A 20,283-nucleotide genomic window follows, 5' to 3' on the forward strand; every position below is an offset into this window, starting at 1 on the left:
TCAGTCAAATCACGATGGCACGAGCCGCCCCGGACGAGAAGGGGGAAGAGGCAAGAGGGAGGAAGCCCTCAACGCCCGGGCCGGCGAAGGGGGTTACTTGTTGACCGCGAAGCGCAGCAGGCTCTCCTGGTCGCCCTGCTTGACCGTGCCGCGCGAGTTGATGACCTCGAGCTTCCACGACGCGCCGACGCGGTACGCCTTGGCGACCGCGATGGCGTTGCCGCTGCCGAGGAGCGAGGGCCATATGTCGGCGACCTGCTGCGTGGTGCCGCCCGTGCTGTCGTAGACCTTGAAGGACACGTTCGCGGCCTTCTTGAAGTCGCTGCCCTTCTTGTAGGCGGCGCAGACGAACACAATGCTGGTCACCTGCGGCGGGACCCGGTCGAAGGTGACCTCGATCAGCTCGTCGTCGCCGTCACCGCGCCCGGTCTGGTTGTCACCGGTGGAGGTCACGCCGCCGTTCTGGAGCGGGTCGGTCACGTCAAGGCCGGCGTAACGGACCGGGTCCTTGCCGTTCATGAGGATGGCGAAGACGTCGAGGTCGGTGCCGCGCGCCTTGCGCAGGGCGCCCAGCAGGGCGTTGCCCCCGCCGGCCGTGGTGTCCCAGGACGCGCCGATGCCCATCTTCGTCACACCGTCGAGGTCGGCTGCGCCGTGCTCCTTGGTCAGGGTGAGGACGTTGGGTGTGGAAGGCGTAGTCATGATGTGGAACCTTTCCGGTGTCAGGATTTGTCAAGGTGCGGCCCGTTGTGGGCCATTCAATCACTCGGACGGGCTACCGAGTTAGGGACGGAACCACACCCGCGCGGAACAACACCAGCCCCACCCCTGCCTCGTTCCTGACGTCGTACGACCAGTCGGCGTGGCCGAGCGGTGTCGCGCGGGGGATTGAGACACGCGTTCCCCCCGTCCGTATCGTCTGGTGACAGGTGAAAACGGATGGAGGCGGAATCAGCCATGGTGCATGGATACGCGACCGGGGGGCGGGCCGGGACGGACCGGCCCCGGGGGTGGCGGGCCACCGCCCGCACGTACGCGCTGGTGCCGCTGCGGATCTTTCTCGGCGTGACGTTCGTCTACGCCGGCCTGGACAAGCTGACCGACAGCGCGTTCCCGCATGCCGGCGGGGCCGGCTCGATCGGCGAGCTGATGCACGGCGTGCGGGACAGCGCCGCCGTCCCCGCGCTCGTGGACCTCGCCCTCAAGAGCCCGGCCGGCTTCGGGTACGCCATCGCGCTCGGAGAGCTCGCCGTCGGCGTCGGCACGCTGCTCGGCCTGTTCGGGCGGCTCGCCGCGCTGGGCGGCGCCCTCATCTCGCTCTCGCTGTGGCTCACGGTGAGCTGGCGGACCAGCCCGTACTACTACGGCAACGACCTGGCCTACTTGATGGCCTGGCTGCCGCTCGTGCTGGCCGGGACGCCATTGCTGTCGCTCGACGCCCTGCTCGCCGGGCGGCGGCGCCGGCGCACCCCGTAGTCGATCCAGCCCACCAGCGAGGCGATGCCAAGGCCCCCGCACACCAGCGGGATCACCGTGGGGGAGGGGGCGTCCCACCGTCCCGCCGCGTCCCCCGCGAACAGCACGGCGGTGGCGATCAGGGCGAGCCCGGCGACGACCCGGCCGGGGCGGAACTCATGACGCGGCACGGTCCACCTCCACCTCGCCGACGGCGACCTTGAGCCGCAGCTCCAAGGTGCCCGCGGGTTTCGCGCCGGCGGGCGGGTCCAGCGTGAGGGTCCGCTTCTGGTGCGTCGCGACCCGCATGTCGTCCGGCCTCTCGCCGGGAAGCCGGACACCGGCGACGCCCAGGTCCAAGCTCATCTTCACGGTCACGTCCTTCGGTACGACGACCCTGGCGCGGCCGGCGCCGAGCTCGGCGCCGGTGGTCAGGGTCCCTCCGGCCGGCACGGTGATCCGGCTCAGATCGAGGGTGGCGTCGCCCGTGCCGAGCCGGTACCCGGGCCGCACCTCGCCTGCCACCGCCGGTGCCCAGTCGGTCCGCGCCCACCGCGCGTCGATCGACTTGGGCAGGGCGGCGGACCCGGCGAGCAGGGCCGCCGTGAGCACCGCGAGGAACAGCGTGCCCCAGCCCGTACGGCCGAGGAACGAGCTGAACACGAGCCCGAGCCCGAACACCGCGAGCGCGGCCGCGAAGCCGAACTCCAGGCCGGTGCCGAGCGGTTGACGGCCCCAGCCGTGGCCGAGCCCCGCGCCGAAGGCGAGCAGCGCCGCCAGGAGGACGAGACCGCCGATGGAGCGCGAGCCCCGGCCTTCGCGCGCCGTCGCCTTCGCTGCCTTCCCGGTCTTGGCGAGCGGGGTCCCGGACGCGTCGGCGGGGCCCCACAGATAGCCCGTGGCCACCGGTCCCGTCGTGCCGTCCTTGATGATCGGGTCGCGCCACCAGGACGGCGGGGACGGCGCGGGCGGCGCCTTGGTCTCCGGCGGCGCGTCCGCTGCGGCCTGCGCGGCGACCGGGTCGAGCGGGGTGTCCGCCGGGGTGACGGCGCGGCGCTGCGACCAGACGCCGGCCCCCGCCGTCAGCAGGACGAGCAGCACGGCGAACGTCATCACCGGGCCGTTGCGCAGCATCGTCAGGAAGATGCCGCAGCCGGCCAGGGCCATCAGGACGGCGACGAGCGCCGCGCCCTCGACGCGGCCGGTGAGCAGGCGGCGGGCCTCGTTCTCGTCCTCCCCCTCGAGCGGCAGCAGCAGCCAGGCGAAGCCGTACAGGACCAGGCCGAGGCCGCCGGTGGCCGCGAGCACGCCGAGCGCGATCCGGAAGATCACCGGATCCACGTCGCAGCACCGGCCGAGGCCGCCGCAGACACCGCCGATGACCTTGTTGCGGCCGCTGCGGCGCACCTGGGGTGGCGCGGGGTCCGGGTCGGGCGGCGCGAGGGGGGTCTCGGTCGGCGTGCTCATACGTCCATGGTGACGGGCCCACGCGGCCCACGGCACCCGTCCCGACCCTGGCCTCACCCTGATTTCGCCTCCTCGGGGAAGCCTGGGGGGCAACCCTGATGCCCGGCGGGCCGGGGCCGTGTGACGATCGTGGCATGCCAGTCGCCACCCCCCGCCTGTCGCCGCCCGAGGCCGACGACGTGCCGGTCCGCAAGCTGTACCGCTCCGCCGAGGGGCGGATGCTCGGCGGCGTCGCGCGCGGCCTCGCCGGGCACCTCGGGCTTCCGGTGGTGTGGGTGCGGATCGTCTTCCTCGGCCTCCTGTCGGTCAACGGCCTGGGGGCGCTGCTGTACGCGGCGTTCTGGTTCGTGGTGCCGCTCGGGCTCGGCGGCACGGCCGAGCGGTACTCCGCCTTCGAGGCCAGTGCGGACGGCAGGCGCCGGTTGCGCAAACCGGACAAGGGCCAGGTCGTCGCGCTGATCGCGCTGGTGCTCGGCGCCGCGATCTTCGCCTCCAAGGTGGACGTGGGCGGCTGGGCCAATCCGTATGTCTTCCCCACCCTGCTCATCGGCGTCGGCGTCGTCCTGGTGTGGCGCCAGGCCGACAACACCCGCCGGGCCCGCTGGACCGAGGGCGCCCGGCGCAGCCGCTGGCTCCCGCTGGCCCGGGGGCTCGCCGGGGTCGCCCTGGTCGGCACGGGGCTGACCGGCTTCGTGGTGGTCAACGGCTCGGCGGCGCAGCTCGGCAGCGTGATGACCGCCGCGATCGCGGTGCTCGCCGGCATCGCCCTGCTCGCCGGGCCCTACCTGGTGCGCATGACGCAGGACCTGTCCGAGGAGCGCCTGATGCGCATCCGCGCCCAGGAGCGGGCCGAAGTCGCCGCCCACGTCCACGATTCGGTGCTGCACACCCTGACCTTGATCCAGCGCAACGCGGACAGCGCGGGCGAGGTGCGGCGCCTGGCCCGGGCCCAGGAGCGGGAGTTGCGGGCCTGGCTGTACAAGCCTGAGGGCACAGGCAAGGACAAGGAGGAGGAACCCCAGACGCTCGCCGATGCGGTAAAGAAGGCGGCCGCCGAGGTCGAGGACAAGCACGGCGTTCCCCTGGAGGTGGTCGTCGTCGGCGACTGCCCGCTGGACGACGGCCTGTCCGCGCAGATGCAGGCCGCGCGCGAGGCCATGGTGAACGCGGCCAAGTACGGTGGCGAGGGCGGCGCCGTCCAGGTGTACGCGGAGGTCGAGGGCCGCACGGTCTTCGTCTCGGTACGCGACCGGGGGCCCGGATTCGACCTGGACGCGGTGCCCGGCGACCGCATGGGCGTACGAGAATCAATCATCGGCCGGATGCGGCGCAACGGCGGCAGCGCCAGGCTGCGTTCGGTGCCCGGCGGGGGCACCGAGGTCGAGCTGGAGATGGAGAGGGCACAGGAATGACCGAGGAAACGACAGGCCGCCACGTCAGGGTGGTCCTCGTCGACGACCACCGGATGTTCCGCACCGGGGTCCAGGCGGAGATCGGCCAGACCGCGACCACCGGCGTCGAGGTGGTGGGGGAGGCCGCCGACGTGGACCAGGCGGTCACGGTCATCACCGCGACCCGCCCGGAGGTCGTGCTGCTCGACGTCCACCTGCCCGGGGGCGGCGGCGTGGAGGTGCTGCGCCGCTCGGCGGCGATGATGGCGGACGCGGAGAACCCGGTGCGCTTCCTCGCGCTGTCGGTCTCGGACGCCGCCGAGGACGTGATCGGTGTGATCCGGGGCGGCGCGCGCGGTTACGTCACCAAGACCATCACCGGCGCCGACCTGATCGACTCGATCTTCCGGGTGCAGGACGGCGACGCGGTGTTCTCGCCGCGCCTGGCGGGCTTCGTCCTGGACGCGTTCGCCTCGACGGACGCGCCGCCGGCCGACGAGGACATGGACCGTCTCACCCAGCGCGAGCGCGAGGTGCTGCGGCTCATCGCCCGGGGCTACGCCTACAAGGAGATCGCCAAACAGCTGTTCATCTCCGTCAAGACGGTCGAATCCCATGTATCGGCGGTCCTGCGCAAGCTCCAGCTCTCCAACCGGCACGAACTCACCCGGTGGGCGACCGCGCGGCGGCTGGTCTGACCGGCGGCCGCGGTTCACCCGCGTAAAACCATGGAAAAACCGGCAACCCGGGCCCGCGCATGTCACTCTTGGCGGTCGTGATGAGCCTGACCGGAACGCCCTTCTTCGCGACCGCGATCATGGTCGCCGCGCTCGCCGTCCTGGTGCCGCTCCTAGGGTGGCACCGGGTCAAGGGGTCGGCCCTGGTGCGCGGCGCCGTGCGGCTCCTCATGGTGGTCACCGCCCAGGCGTCGGCGGTCCTCGTGGTGTTCGTCGCCGTCAACGACGCCAACGGTCTCTACGACACCTGGGGTGACCTGCTCGGCACCGACAGCCATGTCGTCGCCGCGCCCGACCTCGGCGCCGACGGCACCGGCGGGCACGGCGTCGCCGGCCGGCCCCGGGTGCGGCAGAGCTTCACGGCGGCGGACGAGTCGGACCTCGGCGCGGGCGTCCGGGTCACCCAGCTGACCGGCCGGGTCTCCGGGGCGGAGGGCGAGGTGTACGTGTGGCTGCCGCCGCAGTACGACGACCCGGCCTTCCGCGACAAGGACTTCCCCGTGGCCGAACTGCTGCCGGGCTATCCCGGCTCGGCCCGGGACTGGTTCACCAACCTCGACGTCGCGAGGCAGCTCGCACCGCTGATGAACAAGGGCGAGGTCAAGCCGTTCATCCTGGTGGCGCCGCGCACCTCGCTGCTTCCGGGGCGCGACACGGGCTGCGCCAATGTGCCGGGCGTCGTCAACGCGGACACCTGGCTGAGCGTGGACGTCCGCAAGATGGTCACCGACAACTTCCGCGCCGACACCGAAGCCGACGGCTGGGCCGTCGCCGGGATATCGGCCGGGGCGCACTGTTCGGCCAAGCTCGCCATCGAACACCCCGACCGCTACCGCGCGGGCATCGCCCTGTCCGGCTACAACGACCCCGCCGCCGAGCCGGGCTCGGTCACGGCCGGCGACCCGGCGCTGCGGCGCCGGACCGACCCGCTGTGGATGCTGACCCACGCCAAGCGCCCGCCGCGCACCTCGCTCTTCCTCACCGGCCAGTCCGGCGACGGCTACGAGGACGGGCTCGCGCTGCGCGCCGCCGCCAAGCCGCCCACCAGGATCTGGGTGCGCGAAACCGCCGGGGGGCATCTGAACTCGGTGTGGCGGCCGCTGGTGCCGGACCTGTTCCGCTGGCTGTCCGGCCAGGTGAGCGGCGTCAAGAGCGCCCAGCACCCCAGGCCCGCGCCGCTCACCGGCCGGATGGGCGCTCACGCGGCGGTCGTGCGGGCCGCGGCCGGTGGCGGCGTACGGGGGGAGAAGTAAACGGCGCAAGGCGTCACCCTTTGGTAAAACACTGGCAAAGAGGGCAACTGGCGTCCATGGGCGCCCCTCTTCGGGTGCGTGATGAGCCTGACCGGAACCCCCTTCTTCGTGACCGCGATCCTCGCGGCCGCGGCCGCCCTGCTGCTGCCCCTCGTCCTGTGGACCAGGATCGGCGGTCCGGCGATCGTGCGCTGGATCTCCCGGCTCCTCATGCTGGGCTTCGCCCAGGTCACCGCGATCCTGGTGGTCTTCCTGCTCGTCAACGACGCCAACGGCCTCTATGACACCTGGGACGACCTGCTCGGCGGCGCCAACCACGTCAACGCGGCCCCCGACCTCGGCCCCGACGGCACCGGTGGCCGAAACGCCGCCAGTGAGCCCAAGGTGAAGCAGAAGTTCGAGCCGTACACGAACAAGGTCGGCAAGGACGTCATGAAGACCATGCTCAAGGGGCAGGTCTCCGGGGTCGAGGGCGATGTGGCGGTGTGGCTGCCGCCGCAGTACGACGACCCGGCGTACAAGGACAAGACCTTCCCCGTCGTCGAGCTGCTGCCCGGCTACCCGGGGTCGATAGGGGCCTGGTTCGGCACGCTGAAGTCGCAGGAACAGCTCACGCCGCTGATGGAGCGGGGCGAGGTCGCGCCGTTCATCCTCGTCTCGCCGCGCACCACGCTCCTGAGCGGCAAGGACACCGGCTGCGCCAATGTGCCGGGCGTCGTCAACGCGGACACCTGGCTGAGCGTGGACGTCCGCAAGATGGTCACCGACAACTTCCGCGCCGACACCGGCGCCGACGGCTGGGCCGTCGCCGGGTACTCGGCGGGCGCCCACTGCGCCGCCAAGCTCGCCGTCGAGCACCCCGACCGCTACCGCGCCGGCGTGGACCTGTCCGGCTACAACGATCCGGCCGCCGAGAAGGACTCGATCACCGCGAAGGACCCCAAGCTGCGCGAGGAGTCCAACCCGCTGTGGATCCTCAAGCACGCCGCGACCCCGCCGCGCGTCTCGCTGTTCGTCTCCGGTGAGCAGAACGACGGCTACAACGACGGCCTGGCCCTGAAGAAGGCGGCCAAGGCGCCCACCTCGGTGACCGCGGTCAAGCTCAACGGCGGCGGCCACGCGAGCTCGGTGTGGAAGGGCCAGGTGCCCGACGTCTTCCGCTGGCTGACCAAGGAGATGGGCGCGGGCGCCAAGCCGGCCGCCGGGCGCGGGGTCTGACGGAGCGTCAATTATGACGGGGCGCGTGCCTCACGCGGGCCGCACCGCCCCGGCGAACGGCATCTCGTCCACCGGCGCGACCCGCACCGGCGCCCCCGGATGCGGCGCGTGGATCATCTTGCCGTCGCCGATGTAGAGCCCGACGTGGCTGATCCCGGAGTAGAAGAACACCAGATCGCCCGGCGCCAGCTGGGAACGGGAGACCGCGCTCCCCGCGTTGATCTGGGTGTACGTGGTCCTCGGCAGCTGCACCCCGGCCGCGCGCCAGGCGGCCTGGGTCAGGCCCGAGCAGTCGAAGGAGGAGGGGCCGGTCGCGCCCCAGACGTACGGCTTGCCGAGCGCGCTGTAGGCGAAGGCGACGGCGGCCGCCGCGCGGGAGCTCGGCGCGGCCGCCAGAAGCTCGCGCGGGGTGTCGGACGAGCGGCTGGCGCGCGCGGCGTCGGGCGCCGCGCCGTTCTGCTCGTAGGCCGCCCGCTCGGGCCGGCTGAGCCGGGCCAGCAGCGCCTCGGCCGAGGCGATCTTCGTCTGGATGGCGCTCTTCTGCCGGCTCAGCGTGGACTGCTGACCGCGCAGCTCGGCGAGCTTGGTGCCGGCGGTCGCGCGCAGCCGGTCGAGGCCCGCGAGCTGCCCCCGCACCCCGGCGACGGCGCTCGCGGTGCGCTCCCCGGTGTGCTGGGCGAGCGCGGCGTCGTCCAGGTACCGCGCCGGGTCGGCGGAGAGGAAGAGCTGGAGTTCGGGGGCGATGGTCCCGCTGCGGTACTGGGCGGCCGCGATCGATCCGAGCGCGGCGCGCGCCGAGTTGAGCTCGGCGGTCCTGCGCGCGGCCTCGTCCCGCAGCGCGTTCAGCGCCCGCTCGGTCGCGTCCGCCTTCTCCTTCGTCCCGTCGTACGCCTCCGTGGCGACCTCCGCGTCGTGGTACAGCTGGTCGACCTTGGCCTTCACCTGCGCCGGTGTGAGCTGGGGGTCCGCGTGCCCGGAGCCCTCGAAAAGTGTGGCGGTGGCCGCCGACGCCAGGGCGAGCGTCGCGGCGGTGCGGGCGGCGGGACCGGTGAGCGGATGCCGCCTGGGCTTGCGGTGCGCAGCCACGAGGGCCTTCACGTCCTTCCGTACGGCAGTGCTTGCGCGCTGCTGCGGCGCCCCGCGAGGGGAGCCGTTCCGACGACGGACCGCACAGGGGGAGCGGCCCGCCGCCGGACCTTTCGGCGCGGGTGTCCGACAGCCGCCCGGTGGTGCGGCGGCGGTGGGGAGTCGGTCACCTGGGCAAGGACGCTAAACCTGGGCGACACGGCCCAGCGAGGTCATGACGGGAAGTGCCGCTTTCCGGCGATGTACTGATCGGATCCGACCGGGCCGGGGACATCGCCGCCCCGCCCTGTGGGCCGGCTGTGACCGAAGTGCCGGTCCTGCCCCACCCGCCGCACCGGCCCTGCTACGCGGGAATTAGGCTCCGCCCCATGGACGTACTCATCAATGTCGTCGTCGGCCTGCACATCATCGGCATCGCCGCGCTGCTCGGCGGATTCCTCACGCAGATGAAGGCGATGAGCGCGGGCACCGCACGCTTCGTCCCCGGCATGCTGCACGGCGCCCTGACCATGCTGGTCACCGGCGTCGCCCTGGTCGGCCTCACCCAGGCCAACGCCGAGAGCGTGAACACGCTCAAGATCGGCGTGAAGCTCGCGGTCCTGATCGTCATCCTCGGGCTCGTCTACGTGAAGCGGGACGAGGAGCGGATCGAGAAGGGCGTGTTCGGCGCCGTCGGCGCGCTGACCGTCGTGAACATCTTCATCGCGCTGCTCTGGCACTGAGCCGGGCGCGCTCCGCGCGGGGCGGCGCGGACCCCGCGCGCTAGGGGGTGTCTGGTGGACCATGGCCGGGGGCGACCCTGATCCACCAGACACCCCCTAGCCGGGTCTGACCGCGCCCCGCACCGGCAGACAGCCGACCGGCTCCTCGCGGACGTACGCCCCCGAGTGCGGCGCGTGGATCATCATGCCGCGGCCGCTGTAGAGGCCGACGTGACTGCGGTCGTCGTAGAAGAAGAGCAGGTCGCCCGGGCGCAGCTCGCCGGGCGCGACCTCGGCGCCCGCCGTCGTCTGGTCACGGGCGGCGCGCGGCAGCTCCACTCCGGCCGCCATCCACGCCGCACGGGTCAGGCCCGCGCAGTCGTAGGAGGCGGGACCGGCCGCGCCCCGCACATACGGCTTGCCCACCTGGGCGCGGGCGAAGGCCAGGGCCCCGGCGGCCTTGAGCCCGTGGGTGGGCGCGGAGTCGGGCGCGGGCACCGGGACGGCGAGCAGCGCGCGGGCCGCCGTCAGCTTGTGCTGGGCCTCCCGCTTGGCGGCCCGCAGCGACCGCCGCGTGGCGCTCAGCGCGGCCGCCGCCCGGTTCGCCTCGGCCCGCCGGTGAGCGGCGGCGGTCGCGTCGTCCGCCCCGACGGAGGTGGCCACGGTGGCGGCCGCGGTGGCGACGGATCCGGTGACGGCCGTGGCGGTGGCCGGATCCGCCTGACGGTAGAGGTCGACGACCTTCCTGCGCACCTCATCGGCGCTCGGCCCCTGCCCGGCGGACCCGAGGCCCGCGCTCTGCGCGAGCAGGCTCAGCGAGGCGAGCGCGGCCGTCGTCACACCCAGGACGGGCGCGTGCGCGGTGAGCAGCGCGGCGCCGCCGTCGCCGTGGCGCGGACGCTCGCGCCGCCGGGTGCGGGCCTTACGGTGGGAGGGCAAGCCACAACCCTCCTTCCGCGTCGTTCCAAGCCGGAGGCACCCCCGGCTGCTGCGGAACGCTAGCCAACTCCCGTGCCCCCTGGGAAGGTTGATGTCGGACAGGCCCGATACATGCCGATGTCCTTCACGGTGCGTAGTCGTGGGCGCTCTCTCCGAAGGGGGCGGCGGACTGTCAGTGGGGCGGCCTAGACTCAAGAGACGATGAGCAGCCTCTTTGACGACAGCTTCCTGGCGGACCTCCAGCCCTCCGAGGAGGAGCACCCGCCCCCGCCTGAGGAGTCGCACGCGCCCGAAGCGGTGCCGGACGACCTGTTCGGCGGGCGGTTCGACGCGCCCGTGGACCGCGACGCGCACTACCGGGGCGGCGCCCCGCGCCCGGTGATCGACGCGGCGGCCCTCCTGGAGGGGCTGAACGAACAGCAGCGCGCCGCCGTCGTGCACGCGGGTTCGCCGCTGCTCATCGTCGCGGGCGCGGGCTCCGGCAAGACCCGGGTGCTCACGCACCGTATCGCCCACCTCCTGGCCACCCGGGGCGTGCACCCCGGCCAGATCCTCGCGATCACCTTCACCAACAAGGCCGCGGGCGAGATGAAGGAGCGCGTCGAGCAGCTGGTCGGCCCGCGCGCCAACGCGATGTGGGTCATGACCTTCCACAGCGCGTGCGTGCGGATCCTGCGCCGCGAGTCGAAGAAGCTCGGCTTCACCTCGTCGTTCTCGATCTACGACGCGGCCGACTCCAAGCGCCTGATGGCCCTGGTCTGCCGCGATCTGGAACTGGACCCGAAGAAGTTCCCGCCGAAGGCGTTCAGCGCCAAGGTGTCCAACCTGAAGAACGAGCTGATCGACGAGGAGACCTTCGCCGGGCAGGCGGCGGACGGTTTTGAGAAGACGCTCGCCCAGGCCTACACGCTGTACCAGGCGAGGCTGCGCGAGGCCAACGCGCTCGACTTCGACGACATCATCATGACCACGGTCCACCTCCTCCAGGCGTTCCCGGACGTGGCCGAGCACTACCGGCTGCGCTTCCGGCACGTCCTGGTGGACGAGTACCAGGACACCAACCACGCCCAGTACACCCTCGTACGGGAACTGGTGGGCCCCTCCGGCGAGGCGCAGGCCCCCGCCGAGCTGTGCGTGGTGGGCGACGCCGACCAGTCGATCTACGCCTTCCGCGGCGCGACGATCCGCAACATCCTCCAGTTCGAGGAGGACTACGCGGACGCGACGACGATCCTCCTGGAACAGAACTACCGCTCCACCCAGACGATCCTGTCCGCGGCCAACGCGGTGATCGAGCGCAACGAGAGCCGCCGCCCCAAGAACCTGTGGACGGACGCGGGGCCCGGCGCCCGGATCGCGGGCTATGTCGCGGACACCGAGCACGACGAGGCGCAGTTCGTCGCCGACGAGATCGACCGGCTCACCGACAAGGGCGAAGCCAAGGCGGGCGACGTCGCGGTCTTCTACCGCACCAACGCGCAGTCCCGTGTCTTCGAGGAGATCTTCATCCGGGTCGGCCTGCCCTACAAGGTGGTCGGCGGCGTCCGCTTCTACGAGCGCAAGGAGGTCAGGGACGTCCTGGCCTATCTGCGCGTCCTGTCCAACGCCGAGGACACCGTCCCGCTGCGCCGCATCCTCAACGTCCCCAAGCGCGGCATCGGCGAGCGCGCCGAAGCCATGATCGACGCCCTGTCGCTGCGCGAGAAGATCACCTTCCCGCAGGCGCTGCGCCGCGTCGACGAGGCGTACGGCATGGCGGCCCGCTCGGCCAACGCCGTCAAGCGCTTCAACACGCTGATGGAGGAGCTGCGGACGATCGTCGACTCCGGCGCGGGCCCGGCCGTCGTGCTCGAAGCCGTCCTCGAACGGACCGGCTACCTCGCGGAGTTGCAGGCATCCACCGACCCGCAGGACGAGACCCGCATCGAAAACCTCCAGGAACTGGCCGCCGTGGCCCTGGAGTTCGAGCAGGAACGCGGTGAGGCCGACGGCGGGGAAGGCGCGGGCACGGGCACGCTCGCGGAGTTCCTGGAGAAGGTCGCCCTGGTCGCCGACTCCGACCAGATCCCCGACGAGAGCGAGGACGGCTCCGGCGTCATCACCCTGATGACCCTGCACACCGCCAAGGGCCTCGAATTCCCCGTCGTGTTCCTGACCGGCATGGAGGACGGCGTCTTCCCGCACATGCGCGCGCTCGGCCAGGCCAAGGAGCTTGAGGAGGAGCGCCGCCTGGCCTACGTCGGCATCACGCGCGCCCGCGAGCGGCTGTATCTCACGCGCTCCTCGATGCGCAGCGCGTGGGGCCAGCCCTCGTACAACCCGGCGTCGCGCTTCCTGGAAGAGATCCCGGTGCAGCACCTGGAGTGGAAGCGGACCGGGCCGATGTCCGCGCCGGCGGGCCCGGTGTCCGGGAAGTCGCTCGGCGGCGGCATCGGCAACTCACTGTCGTCCTCGCGCTCCAAGGCGGGCCCGTCGGGCTTCGCGACCCGGCGCGGCAGCGACAAGCCGGTGATCTCCCTGTCGGTCGGCGACCGCGTCACCCACGACCAGTTCGGCCTGGGCACCGTGATGACGGTGACGGGCTCCGGCTCGGACGCCCAGGCCACGATCGACTTCGGCGACGAGCGCCCCAAGAAGCTGCTGCTGCGGTACGCGCCGGTCGAAAAGCTCTAAGCGCTCTTGGGCGTCACGTCGGGTCCAGGCCGTGGCCGCGCAGCCACGGCAGGGGGTCGATCGAGGAACCGCCGTCCGGCCGCACCTCGAAGTGGAGGTGCGGTCCGGTGGAGTTGCCGGAGCTTCCCGAGTACGCGATGACGTCACCGGCCTTCACCGGACCCGAGCGGATCTTGGTGCTGGACAGATGGCAGTACCAGGTCTCGGTGCCGTCGGCGCCGGTCACTATGGCCATGTTGCCGTAGGCGCTGTTCCACTGGGTGCGCACCGTGCCGTCGATCGCCGACATCACGGGAGTGCCGAAGGAGACCGGGAAGTCGATGCCGGTGTGCACCGACATCCAGTTGACGCCGGCCTGCCCGTAGTAGGCGCTGAGGCCCTTCTGCGTCACCGGCAGGACGAACTTGGGACGGGCGGCCTCCTTGGCGGCGGCCGCCTCCTCCTTTTTCTTCTTCTCCGCGTCCTGGCGGGCCTTGAGGTCGATACGTTCCTGCGTCCGGCTCGCCCGGTCGGCGAAACTGTTCGCGCCGGCGCTGAGATGGGCGAGCTGGGTGTCCAGGTTCTTGTTGGCCGCGACCGGCTTGACCGAGGCGGGATCGGACGCGGCCAGCACGGCGCCGCCCCCGTCCTTGCCGCCGCCCAGCCCGTCCACCGAGGCCACCGCGACACCGGCGACGCCCATCACGCACACGGACGGCACCGCGACGGTCAGCAGCGCCGAACGCTTGGCGGGGGTACGCCGCCGCCGGTTGCCGGCGCGCCGCGCCTCGGCCCGCGAGGCCGGGACCGCCGCGCCGGACGGCGATGCGCCGGCGTCGCTCTCACCCGCCGCGTCGCTCTCGCCCGGCGCCTCGCAGGGCCCGGGGCCGGACACCTCGGCGAGCTCCACCTGGGGGAACTGGGCTGTCTCGTGCGGGAGTTGGGCCCCCGCGTCCGCCAGGGTCGTCGTGGTCGTCGTGCCGGCCGTCGCGTTCCACGCGGTCGCGCCGGTCGTGGCGTTCCAGGCGGTCGCGTCGTACGTGCCGGTGTCGGCGTGGGTGCCGGGCACGGTCCACTGCCCGGTGGTGTCGTACGCGGAGGCGAGGGCGGTGGTGGCGTACTGGCCGGTGTCCTGTGCCTGGGCCCAGGCGTGGGCGTCCCACTGGCCGGTCGTGTCGAAGCGGCCGGTGTCGTACTGGCCGGTGTCGAACTGGCCCGTGTCGCACGTGCCGGTGGGGGCGGCGAAGGTGCCGGTGGTGAAGGTGCCGGTGTCGAACGCGGCGGTGTCGAACGCGGCGGCCGGGAACGTGCCGGTCCCCAGCGGGTCGTGGTGCGGGGCGCCGCCGTGTCCGTACGCCGTCGCCTGGGCCGGGACCGTCCAGGTGCCGGTGGTGTCGTACGGGGAGGCGAAGGCGCCGGTGTCGAACTGGCCGGTCCCGTCCGGGGCGTGGCCGCTCGGCGCGGAGGGAGCGCCGGGGCCGCCCCGCATGGTGCCGAAGAGCGGGTCGACGTCGAAACTGCCCGTGCTGTGCGCGTGGGGGCCGTCGCCGCCCGGGCCACTGCCGCCGTTGAGGTATCCGTCATGTCCGACGTACCCGGCGTGGGCGTGCTGGTCAGTCACCAACTTCTCTCTCGCCTCGGCAACAGAACCTGCGGCCGGGGTCCCCACTGGGGTGGGGGTCCCGGGGGCAGCAGTGGCGTGACTGTACCCGGCGGTACGCGACGGCGACAATCTTCGAGGCTCGCGCGGGCCGCGGAAACGAGCAATCGGCTTCCTTTGGGCGGCCCCTGGGCACAGCCTTGGCCCTGTGTTCGGCCCGCGTTCGACGCGGAGCGGACGTGCGTACGTTCCGCGCGGCCCCGACTCGCGCCGCGCGGGGGCGTGTTCAGGCCACTGCCGTTCAGGCCACCGCCGTTCAGGCCACCGAGAACGCGTCCTGGCCGGCGGCCTCCGGCTCATCGGCGGTCAGCGCCTGCCGCACACCGGCCGCGACGGCCGGGTGGACCGGCAGGGCCAGATGCCCGATGCCCGTGACCCTGATGTTCCGCGCGATCAGATCCGGGTGCTCCACGCGGGCCGTGCCGACCGGGATCATCAGCGTGTCGAGGTCGCTCCAGAACCCCACGAACCGGGTGCGCACGCCGGGCGCGGGAGCGCGCAGCTCCTCGATGAGCGCGGAGCCCGGGCACATCTGCCGGCCGATCGGGTGGGCGTGCGCGAGCTGCGCCGAGCGCGTCCCCCCATGCGGGGTGCCGAGCGTGACCAGCGTACGGACCCGGCGCTCGCCGCCCAGGCACTGCACGTAGTAGCGGGCTATCAGGCCGCCCAGGCTGTGCCCCACGATGTCCACCTCGGGGTGGCCGGTGCGGGCGCAGATGTCCTCGACATGACGGCCGAGCAGGGCGGCGGCGGCCCTGATGTCGGCGGTCAGCGGCGAGTAGTTGAGGGATTCGAGGTGCCGCCAGCCGTGGCGGGCAAGCGAGCGGCGCAGCAGGACGAAGACGGACCGGTTGTCGATGAAGCCGTGCAGCAGGACCACGGGCGGGTGCGAACGGCCCGTTGTGGGCAGCGTGGTGGCGTCCGGGCCGGTCGCCGGGTGGCGCTCGGGGGTCAGGCCGGTGGGGTAGAGGAGCAGGTGCCCGGCCAGCACCGCCAGGTCGAGCGCGGTGGCGCGGATCAGCGCCACCGAGAGCCACGCCCGGCGCAGGCACCCGGGCAGTAAGGACAAGAGCGGCACGGCGGCGACCTCCCGAATGGCATGCGGACGACCGCTCCGTCCCCCGTGTGCCCTCATGGGGCTCCGCCGGCAAGGGCCGGCCCGCCCGGGCCGGCCCCTCGGTACGCGGAGCCGGACCACCGTGCCGTGCGGCTGACGGCACGGTGGTGCGGCGCCTTCACAGCGGCTCCCCTGCGCCGTGCCCGCCCGGGAACGACCCGCCTCCTGCCGCGCCGACGGGCAGGCCGGGGCGGCTGCGGTGCGGGTGCCGATGCGGGTACGGTGCGAAACGAACGTGTCCCACGTGTGATTTCCCCCTCCCTCCCCACCGCGAAACGGCGGGGTGCGGGATGCTGTGGATAACGTTCGTTCACTTCCCCGGGTTTCGGCGCGGGGTGCGCAGGTGGGACAGGTGGAGGCAGTGATGGGTGTAACTGGTCCGATCCGCGTGGTGGTGGCCAAGCCGGGGCTCGACGGTCACGATCGCGGAGCCAAGGTGATCGCGCGGGCGCTGCGGGACGCCGGCATGGAGGTCATCTACACCGGGCTGCACCAGACGCCCGAGCAGATCGTCGACACCGCGATCCAGGAGGATGCCGACGCGATCGGGCTCTCCATCCTCTCCGGGGCGCACAACACGCTGTTCGCGAAGGTGCTCGAGCTGTTGAAGGAGCGGGAGGCGGAGGACATCAAGGTCTTCGGCGGCGGCATCATCCCGGAGGCGGACATCGCCCCCCTGAAGGACCTCGGAGTGGCGGAGATCTTCACGCCGGGGGCGACGACCGGGGCGATCGTCGGATGGGTACGCGAAAACGTCCGAGCCGCGTAAACCCGACCCGGGCCGAGTCGGCCAACGCGGGCCAGCACCGCCCCCGCCAGGGGCGCGGGGAACTGCGCGCTCAGCCACGCATGGCCCGCAGCCGAGGTCCCTGGGGCTCCGCCCCAGACCCCGGTGATGGCCCCACCCCGCCCCTTCCCGAAACCCTCCGGGGGATTGTGAGCGGGCCGAGCCTCAGGATCCCGGGGCTCCGCCCCAGACCCCGTTCGCGCTGAAGGCGCTCGTCCTCAATCGCCGGACGGGCTAGGTATGCGCAAGTGGGCCAGCACGGACCCCGCCGGGGGCGCGGGGAACTGCGCGAGAAGCGACCACGGCCCGCAGCCAAGCTCCCCGGGGCTCCGCCCCAGACCCCGTTCGCGCTGAAGGCGCTCGTCCTCAAACGCCGGACGGGCTGGGTATGCCCATGCGGGCCAGCGTCGAGTGGTCAGGGGCGCGGGGAACTGCGCGACCAGCCACCCACGGTCCGCAGCCGGGGTTCCTGGGCTCTGCACCCGAGCCCGTTTGGGAGGCTGCCAACGCGGGCCAGCACCGACCCTGTCAGGGGCGCGGGGAACTGCGCGTGGGGCCGGGGCTCAGCGTGGGGGACGCGCATCCAGTTCCTCCCGCATCGCCAAGCGCAGCGACAACGTCGCGACCAGCCGCCGAAACGCCTCCGCCCAGTACGACCCCGCCCCCGGCGACGCCCCCTCCCGTTCCGGCGGCGCAGCCGTCAGCGCCTCCAGGCGGGGCGACTCCGAAGGATCGAGGCAGCGCTCCGCCAGGCCCATGACCCCGCTGAAGCTCCACGGATAGCTGCCCGCGTCCCGCGCGATCTCCAACGCGTCCACCACGGCCCGCCCGAGCGCCCCGGCCCACGGGACCACACAGGCCCCGAGTAGCTGGAACGCCTCCGACAGCCCGTGCGCCGATATGAACCGGGCCACCCACTCCGCCCGTTCCTCCTGCGGCAGGATGGACAGGAGTTTGGCCCGCTCGGCCAGAGACCCCGTGCCCGCCCCCTCGCCGGGCGGCTGCGAAGGCGCGCCGAGCAGCGCCCGTGCCCACTCCGCGTTGCCCTGCCGCACCGCCGCCCGGCACCACGCCGCGTGCAACTCGACGCCCCAGCCGTCCGTCACGGGCAGCGCGACGACGGCCCGGGCCGTCCGCCCGCCGAGCCGCGCCGGCCAGCTGTCCAGCGGCGCGGACTCCACCAACTGCCCCAGCCACCACGACCGTTCACCCCGCCCCCCGGGCGGCCTCGGCGCGATGCCGTCCCGCTGCATCTCCGCGTCGCACTCATGCGGCGCCTCCACCGCGATCGCCGCCCCGTCACCCGTCCGGTCGAGGGACACGCAGGACGCGGCTCGCCGTGCCATCCGGCCCGCGAGCGCCGAACCGGGCAGCGCCGAAAGCAACTCCGCCGCCGTCGCCCGCACATTGCGGCTCCGGTCGGCAAGCGCCCCTTCGAGGAACGGCTCGTCCGCAGCGGAGAGGCCGTCGCGCAACGAGTCGAGGAACATCAGCCGGTCCTCGGCCCGCTCCGTGGACCACGTCCCGGCCAGCAACGCGCGTGCCGCGTCCGGATCGTGGGCCCGCACCGCCCCGAGCACCGCCACCCGTTCCGCGAACAGGCCCTCCTGCCACAGGCGTTGTACGCCGACGGTGTCCCCGGGGTCGGTCAGCGCCGCGCTGCCCGAGGCGCCCCGCAGCGCGAACCGCCACTCCGGGTTGTGCCGGGCCAGCCACAGCCCGCGCGGGCCCGCGAAGGTCAGGGCGCCCGGGCGCAGATCGGTACGGGCCCGGGCCGCGTCGAGCAGCGCGGGCAGCAGCGCGGCGGGCGCGCGCATCCCCCGTTCGTTGGCGAGGGCCAGCCACTGCGGCAGCAACTCGCCGAGATCGGGTGCCGTGCCGCGCCGGCCACCGGCGTGGGCGGGCGCCGAACGGTCCGCGAGGAGCTGGGCCAGCCGACGCCGCGCCGCCTGTGGCACCGCACGGCGCGGATCGGGCGGCGCGGCCGGCGGACGCCCAGCCGCCATCGCGGGGACCAGCCCCGCCCTGCGGCGCACCGTCTGTATCGCGGCGTTGTCCAGCAGTTCCTCGGGCGGGCCGGCCGCCGGCCGCCGGTCCGTACCGAGGAGCGCCGCGCTCACCAACTCGTCCCAGGGCGGGGACACCGCTGTCGTCGCCCCCTTCGGCTCCCCATCGCCGTCCCCATCCCCTTCCATGCCGGTGCCGACCATGCTCGTGTGCGTACTTGTGTTCGTGCTCGTGCTCGTACTCGCGCTCATTGCTCCCCCTTCGCTTCGGCCCGGGCCGTCCGTGCGTGGACCCGCGCCCCGCCCCCGGCGCACCCGCTCCCGCCGCCCTCCCTCACGTCAACGCCACCGCTTCCGCGCCCCCTTCGGGCCACACCGCCAGCGGGGTGAAACCCCGGTGGCCGCATTCGCCGAACACCGTCACCGGGGAGCCCCCGGACACGGCGAGGAGCTTCCACAGCCCCGCGCGGCCGACGCCACCCGAGGCCACTGGCAGCGCCAACTCACCTACGGCGTCGGCCAGTTGCCACCTGTCGGGGCCGTCCTGAGGGGGTATCGGGACGACCTCGGTGAGCGTCGTGGGGCACGCGTCGAGCCACGGATCGTCCAGGAGCGCCCGGCCGTACCGCTCCAGCGCCCGCGCCGTCGTGGTGCCCGGCGGCGGACCGCCGGCCGGGACCGGAGCCCCGTACCGCTCGCCCAGGGCGGCCCGCACCTGCCCCGCGCCGGGATACGGCGTCAGATCGGCGTCGATCGCCAGGCCCACCGGCAGCGCGACCGACGGGGCGCGGCCCGCCGCGCCGAAGTCCAAAACCAGCGCCGAGCGGCCCGATTCCCTTCCGTACAGCCAGATCCGGCGCGTGGTGAGCTTCGCGTCGGCCGTGTCGTACTGGGCGATGACCTGCCAGCTGTCGCGGATCGCCGGGCCCTGCGGGGCTGCGGGCACGCCGACGCGTGAACGCACCGTGGCGGCCAACGGGGCCGGCACGGCGTCCCGCCCGAGCCACGCCCGGTCCAGGAGGCGCAGCAGCGCGCACTCCTCCAAAAGCCGCGTCGGCCAGCCCGGCCCCGAGCCCGGTATCGCGCCCAACTCCCGTACCCGCGCGGCCAGTCCGGGCGCCTGGGCGTCCACCATGCGGGCCGCCGTCTCCTCCCACAGGCCGTACCCGGGCCGCTCGGCCGCCGCGAGGCCGCCCCGCAGGAGATCCGCGAGCCGCTGCTCCAGCTCCAGGGCCCCCGAGGTAATCCGGGCAGCCCGTTTCTCGGCCCGCCGCCTGGCCGCCTCGGGGTCGGCGACGGCCCCGGTGCCGCCCGCCGGTCCCGTACCGTCTCTCCCGCCGCGCTCGCCGCCCCGGCGGCCGTCCAGCCACCGCTCCGCCCAGTCCGGCGCCGTCCCCTCCGGCACCGCCCCGCCGCCCGTCCAGAGCAGAAGCAGCCCCACCGCGTGCTTGCACGGGAACTTCCGGCTCGGGCAACCGCACAGGAAAGCGGGGCCCGTTGTGTCGACCACCGTCCGGTACGGCTGCTCGCCGCTGCCCGCGCACAGGCCCCACACGGCGCCCGTACCGTCACACCCGCTCTCCGACCACGGCCCGGCCACGCCGAGCCTGCTTCCCGCCTTGCGTGACGCGTCGTCAGGCGCCAGGGCCAGCACCTGCTCCGCCGTCCAGCGGACCCCCTGCTGAGTCATGTCCCCGAAGGTACGGGCGGCCACTGACAATCGGCTCCGACCTGCGACGATCCACCGCCCACGGCCGATTGTCAGTGGCGTGGTGCACGGTGGGACCACAGCCGGCCGAACGGCTCGAACGATC

Annotated in this window: 17 protein-coding genes; 8 read left to right on the forward strand and 9 right to left on the reverse strand. The window is 73.2% G+C overall.

Going from position 1 to position 20,283, the window contains the following annotated elements; genetic code table 11:
- Positions 1–93 precede the first annotated feature (93 nt).
- Entirely contained in the window at positions 94–702 is a 609-nt protein-coding gene (locus ACFYM2_RS27485) for a TerD family protein (protein WP_359002293.1), read from the reverse strand.
- 255 nt (positions 703–957) lie between these two features.
- Here ACFYM2_RS27485 and ACFYM2_RS27490 point away from each other — a divergent pair, with 255 nt between their 5' ends.
- A complete protein-coding gene (locus tag ACFYM2_RS27490) occupies positions 958–1,476 on the forward strand; it encodes a DoxX family protein (RefSeq protein WP_388840072.1) in 519 nt (172 codons plus the stop codon).
- Here the strand turns inward: ACFYM2_RS27490 and ACFYM2_RS27495 are convergent.
- Both ACFYM2_RS27495 and ACFYM2_RS27500 read right to left on the reverse strand, forming a co-directional pair.
- Positions 1,380–1,646, reverse strand: coding sequence for a hypothetical protein (locus ACFYM2_RS27495; protein WP_359002291.1), 267 nt, complete (start codon positions 1,644–1,646; stop codon positions 1,380–1,382). The two genes, ACFYM2_RS27490 and ACFYM2_RS27495, sit on opposite strands and share 97 nt — an antisense overlap.
- Positions 1,633–2,922, reverse strand: coding sequence for a PspC domain-containing protein (locus ACFYM2_RS27500; RefSeq protein WP_388839919.1), 1,290 nt, complete (start codon positions 2,920–2,922; stop codon positions 1,633–1,635). Before ACFYM2_RS27500 ends, ACFYM2_RS27495 begins: the two co-directional genes overlap by 14 nt.
- Before the next feature lie 134 nt (positions 2,923–3,056).
- On the opposite strand from ACFYM2_RS27500, the gene ACFYM2_RS27505 reads away from it, so the two are divergent.
- From ACFYM2_RS27505 to ACFYM2_RS27520, 4 genes are all read left to right on the forward strand, one after another.
- Positions 3,057–4,334, forward strand: a complete 1,278-nt coding sequence (locus tag ACFYM2_RS27505) for a PspC domain-containing protein (RefSeq protein WP_359002287.1) — start codon at positions 3,057–3,059, stop codon at positions 4,332–4,334.
- Complete coding sequence (locus ACFYM2_RS27510) at positions 4,331–5,011, forward strand: response regulator transcription factor (RefSeq protein WP_350232213.1); 681 nt, start codon at positions 4,331–4,333, stop codon at positions 5,009–5,011. The genes ACFYM2_RS27505 and ACFYM2_RS27510 overlap by 4 nt, the downstream gene beginning before the upstream one ends.
- Positions 5,012–5,091: 80 nt before the next feature.
- Entirely contained in the window at positions 5,092–6,303 is a 1,212-nt protein-coding gene (locus tag ACFYM2_RS27515) for an alpha/beta hydrolase (protein WP_388840075.1), read from the forward strand.
- Between the two features lie 81 nt (positions 6,304–6,384).
- Positions 6,385–7,521, forward strand: coding sequence for an alpha/beta hydrolase-fold protein (locus ACFYM2_RS27520; RefSeq protein ID WP_359002283.1), 1,137 nt, complete (start codon positions 6,385–6,387; stop codon positions 7,519–7,521).
- Positions 7,522–7,551: 30 nt separating this feature from the next.
- Here the strand turns inward: ACFYM2_RS27520 and ACFYM2_RS27525 are convergent, their stop codons facing one another.
- Entirely contained in the window at positions 7,552–8,607 is a 1,056-nt protein-coding gene (locus ACFYM2_RS27525) for an NlpC/P60 family protein (protein WP_359002281.1), read from the reverse strand.
- A gap of 368 nt (positions 8,608–8,975) precedes the next feature.
- On the opposite strand from ACFYM2_RS27525, the gene ACFYM2_RS27530 reads away from it, so the two are divergent.
- Positions 8,976–9,329, forward strand: coding sequence for a hypothetical protein (locus ACFYM2_RS27530; RefSeq protein ID WP_388839922.1), 354 nt, complete (start codon positions 8,976–8,978; stop codon positions 9,327–9,329).
- A 96-nt stretch (positions 9,330–9,425) separates the two neighbouring features.
- On the opposite strand, the gene ACFYM2_RS27535 is transcribed toward ACFYM2_RS27530, so the two are convergent.
- Positions 9,426–10,247 carry a C40 family peptidase gene (locus ACFYM2_RS27535; RefSeq protein WP_388839925.1) on the reverse strand — a complete coding sequence of 274 codons (822 nt, stop codon included), beginning with the start codon at positions 10,245–10,247 and terminating at the stop codon, positions 9,426–9,428.
- Positions 10,248–10,448: 201 nt separating this feature from the next.
- On the opposite strand from ACFYM2_RS27535, the gene pcrA reads away from it, so the two are divergent.
- Positions 10,449–12,920, forward strand: coding sequence for a DNA helicase PcrA (pcrA, locus tag ACFYM2_RS27540; protein ID WP_359002277.1), 2,472 nt, complete (start codon positions 10,449–10,451; stop codon positions 12,918–12,920).
- Between the two features lie 13 nt (positions 12,921–12,933).
- Here pcrA and ACFYM2_RS27545 read toward each other — a convergent pair whose 3' ends face one another.
- Together ACFYM2_RS27545 and ACFYM2_RS27550 are read right to left on the reverse strand one after the other, a co-directional pair.
- Complete coding sequence (locus ACFYM2_RS27545; protein WP_388839928.1) at positions 12,934–14,520, reverse strand: M23 family metallopeptidase; 1,587 nt, start codon at positions 14,518–14,520, stop codon at positions 12,934–12,936.
- A gap of 295 nt (positions 14,521–14,815) precedes the next feature.
- Positions 14,816–15,694 carry an esterase/lipase family protein gene (locus ACFYM2_RS27550; RefSeq protein ID WP_388839931.1) on the reverse strand — a complete coding sequence of 293 codons (879 nt, stop codon included), beginning with the start codon at positions 15,692–15,694 and terminating at the stop codon, positions 14,816–14,818.
- Between the two features lie 346 nt (positions 15,695–16,040).
- Here ACFYM2_RS27550 and ACFYM2_RS27555 point away from each other — a divergent pair, with 346 nt between their 5' ends.
- Positions 16,041–16,445 (forward strand): cobalamin B12-binding domain-containing protein, encoded by a 405-nt coding sequence (locus ACFYM2_RS27555; RefSeq protein ID WP_350232222.1) that lies wholly within the window; start codon positions 16,041–16,043, stop codon positions 16,443–16,445.
- A 581-nt stretch (positions 16,446–17,026) separates the two neighbouring features.
- Here the strand turns inward: ACFYM2_RS27555 and ACFYM2_RS27560 are convergent.
- On the reverse strand, positions 17,027–18,658 hold the full coding sequence (locus ACFYM2_RS27560) for a DUF5691 domain-containing protein (protein ID WP_388840078.1): 1,632 nt from the start codon (positions 18,656–18,658) through the stop codon (positions 17,027–17,029).
- A 145-nt stretch (positions 18,659–18,803) separates the two neighbouring features.
- On the reverse strand, positions 18,804–20,159 hold the full coding sequence (locus tag ACFYM2_RS27565; RefSeq protein ID WP_388839934.1) for an SWIM zinc finger family protein: 1,356 nt from the start codon (positions 20,157–20,159) through the stop codon (positions 18,804–18,806).
- Positions 20,160–20,283 lie beyond the last annotated feature (124 nt).

The sequence above is a fragment of the Streptomyces sp. NPDC006711 genome (genome assembly GCF_042869775.1).
Lineage (GTDB): Bacteria > Actinomycetota > Actinomycetes > Streptomycetales > Streptomycetaceae > Streptomyces.